Raw genomic sequence first — 3,069 nt, 5'->3', positions numbered from 1 at the left:
AAGGTCAGCTTCGCCGTCAACACGCTGGGCTATTCGCGGCGCTTCCATGTCTGGGCGGCCCCCAGCCAGGATGCCGAGCACACCTACGAGGCGCTGGTGCAGGCCTTCCGCTACTTCGGCGGCGTGCCGCGCACGGTGCTGGTCGATAACCAGAAAGCGGCGGTGCTGAAGCATGACCGCGACCACCGCGTCATCTTCAATGCCGGCTTCCTGCAACTGGCCAACCATTACGGCTTCGCGCCCAAGGCGTGCCGGCCGCAGCGCCCGCGCACCAAGGGCAAGACCGAGCGCATGGTGGGCTACGTGAAGCAGCACTTCTTCCAGCGCTATCGGCAGTTCGAGAGCCTTGCTCACCTGAACCAGCTGCTTCTGCTGTGGCTGGAGCGGGTGGCCGATCAGCGACCATTGAGGCAGTTCCGCCAAACCCCGTCCGAGCGCTTCTCCGCCGAGGTCGAGACTCTCCAGGTGCTGCCGGCCACCGACTTCGATACGCGCTACCACGACCTGCGCCAGGTCGGCTGGGACGGCTACATCGAGGTCCGGGGCAACCGCTACAGCGTTCCGGAACGCTACTGCGGCCAGGCGATGGTGATCCGGCTGAGCCTGGATGATGAGCTGACCGTCTACTCGCCGGCCGGTGACGCCATCGCGCAGCACCGCCTGCAAGTGCCACAGGCCGGCTGGCGGACCGTGCCGGAGCACCATGCCGCCCTGTGGCAGCAGACCCTGTCGGTGCAGCAGCGTGACCTGCGGGTCTACGAGGAGGTGCTGTGATGGCCCTGGAACAGCTACTCAACCGCCTGAAGATGGAGCACCTCCAGGCCTCGCTCGACAGCCTCTGCGAGCACGCCAGCAAGCAGGACCTGAACTACCGCGAGTTCCTGGAGCAGGCCCTGCTACAGGAATGGGGCGGCCGCCACCAGAAGGGGCTGGAGTCGCGCCTGAAGCAGGCGCGGCTGCCGTGGATCAAGACCCTGGAGCAGTTCGACTTCAGCTTCCAGCCCAGCATCGACCACAAGATCGTGCGCGAGCTGGCCGGCCTGGGTTTCGTCGAGCGCGGGGAAAACGTCGTGCTGCTCGGCCCGCCCGGCGTCGGGAAGACGCATCTCGCCGTCGCCCTGGCGGTGAAAGCCGCCGAAGCCGGCCACCGCGTGTTGTTCATGACCCTGGATCGGCTGGTCAGCACCCTGATGCGCGCTCGCCAGGAGAACCGTCTGGATCGACAACTCCAGCAGCTGACCTATCCCAAGGTGCTGGTGCTGGACGAGATGGGCTATCTGCCGATGACCCGCGAGGAGGCCAGCCTGTTCTTCCGCTTGATCAACCGTCGCTACGAGCGGGCCAGCACCATCCTCACTTCGAACAAGTCGTTCATGGACTGGGGCGAGATCTTTGGCGACCAGGTCATCGCCACGGCGATCCTGGATCGGCTGCTGCATCACTCGACCACGCTAAATATCAAAGGCGAGAGCTACCGACTGAAGGACAAGCGACGCGCAGGATTGGTGACCACACCGACGACGAAGGAGGACGAACCCTCACACGATCCTGAATCTGTTCCGATGAAGGAGCACTGATAAAAACTGGACAATCTGAGTTGATGAAATCCGGACAACCTTCAGTGGCGTTGACATCCCGCCTAGCCACCCGCCTAGCCACCCTACTAGCCACCTTCCTAGCCACCCGCCTAGCCTCCCGCCTAGCCACCCTACTAGCCACCTTCCTAGCCACCCTACTAGCCACCTTCCTAGCCACCCTCCTAGCCACCCTCCTAGCCACCCTCCTAGCCACCCTCCTAGCCACCCTCCTAGCCACCCTCCTAGCCACCCTCCTAGCCACCCTCCTAGCCACCCTCCTAGCCACCCGCCTAGCCACCCGACTAGCCACCCGACTAGCCACCCGACTAGCCACCCGACTAGCCACCCGACTAGCCACCCGACTAGCCACCTGACTAGCCGCCCTACTAGCCACACTACTAGCCACCTGACTAGCCACACTACTAGCCACCTGACTAGCCACTACCAGCCCCATTGCCCTAAACCTCTCTAGCATGAGGTAGGCAAACAGTTTTTATTAAACCAACAAGTTAATTGAATATTTCCCTCGGATTAAAATAAAAACTCTTCACTTCCGATCCTTCGTGCACTTCACGTATCGCGGGCTATACATGTCCAAGGCCTACGATCGGTTGTTAATTAACCAAAAACCAAGGCTCCTAAATTTTGAAATAAACATCCAGAGAGTGGCACAGCAGACTTGAGAATCAGATTCACTGTTCAGAACACACCTCTCAAGGGCTCAGCTGTTCAGCGCCCTAGACAAGATAAACCTGTCGACATCACTTTCCGGATTTTCCACCACGGAATGGTTCCAGTCGTCATGAAAACAATACACTTTTGATCTTCATGAGCATGTCACATACTTGCTATATTTTTTCTGCCAGGGCTTCTTCTGGAGAGCACTTTTCAAACTGATGGTTTTATCATCCATTGCCGTGGTTTTCCTTATCACCAAACACTCGCTTGACGGCTTTCCATACGTCCCTTTAACCAGGAAACTCCATAGCTGTAGCCCCCCGGATAATCAAATACCTGGGGTCCTGAAAATAGCGATTCCCTTGAAACTGGAGACCGCCGTCCACGCGATAAAATCAAACATACATCGTGGCTTCATCTTGAAGATGCATGGCACCACTACCTCGCTCAGCAGTAAAACTTGGCGCTTCATCGAAGCGTCTCCGGTATGCACGGGTGAAGTGCGCCGGTTGGGTAAAACTGGTGGCCAGGGCCGCCTCGGTCACGAGGCAGCGGCTATCGGCCAACAATTGGCGTGCGCGGTCAAGACGCATCCCCAGATAGCACTGCTGAGGGGTCTCCCCGAAATGGCGCGGGTGCAGGGCCTTCCCACCGCGCCCGACTCGCCGGAGGCCATCGCCCGGCGCATCGGGCCGGTGCGGCCCACCAACTTCGGGTTTCTGTTCGACGTCAAGGCCAAGCCGGACCCGGACTCCAACGCCTACACCGCCATTGCCCTGCCGCCCCATGTGGACCTGCCGACCCGCGAGTACCA

At 60.0% G+C, this 3,069-nt stretch carries 3 protein-coding genes and 1 pseudogene; 3 read left to right on the top strand and 1 reads right to left on the bottom strand.

The window, feature by feature from the left end; genetic code table 11:
- Positions 1-774, top strand: a 774-nt coding sequence (istA, locus tag DFP85_RS18720; RefSeq protein ID WP_133637916.1) for an IS21 family transposase, incomplete at its 5' end; no start/stop codon positions are given.
- A complete protein-coding gene (gene istB, locus DFP85_RS18715; RefSeq protein WP_133637915.1) occupies positions 771-1,577 on the top strand; it encodes an IS21-like element helper ATPase IstB in 807 nt (268 codons plus the stop codon). The genes istA and istB, both read left to right, overlap by 4 nt.
- A gap of 1,073 nt (positions 1,578-2,650) precedes the next feature.
- On the opposite strand, the gene DFP85_RS18705 is transcribed toward istB, so the two are convergent.
- Positions 2,651-2,848, bottom strand: a complete 198-nt coding sequence (locus DFP85_RS18705) for a helix-turn-helix domain-containing protein (protein ID WP_243737348.1) — start codon at positions 2,846-2,848, stop codon at positions 2,651-2,653.
- A 45-nt stretch (positions 2,849-2,893) separates the two neighbouring features.
- Between DFP85_RS18705 and DFP85_RS18700 the strand changes: the two are divergent.
- A pseudogene (locus tag DFP85_RS18700) lies at positions 2,894-3,069 on the top strand (TauD/TfdA family dioxygenase); the annotation flags it as partial.

It is taken from the genome of Halomonas ventosae (assembly GCF_004363555.1).
GTDB lineage: Bacteria > Pseudomonadota > Gammaproteobacteria > Pseudomonadales > Halomonadaceae > Halomonas > Halomonas ventosae.
This window is presented reverse-complemented; position numbering and strand designations above follow the sequence as displayed.

Excerpts from the sequence above, each read along its gene's own strand:
- DFP85_RS18705 (WP_243737348.1), bottom strand. The coding sequence starts at position 2,848 with ATGCGTCTTGACCGCGCACGCCAATTGTTGGCCGATAGCCGCTGCCTC.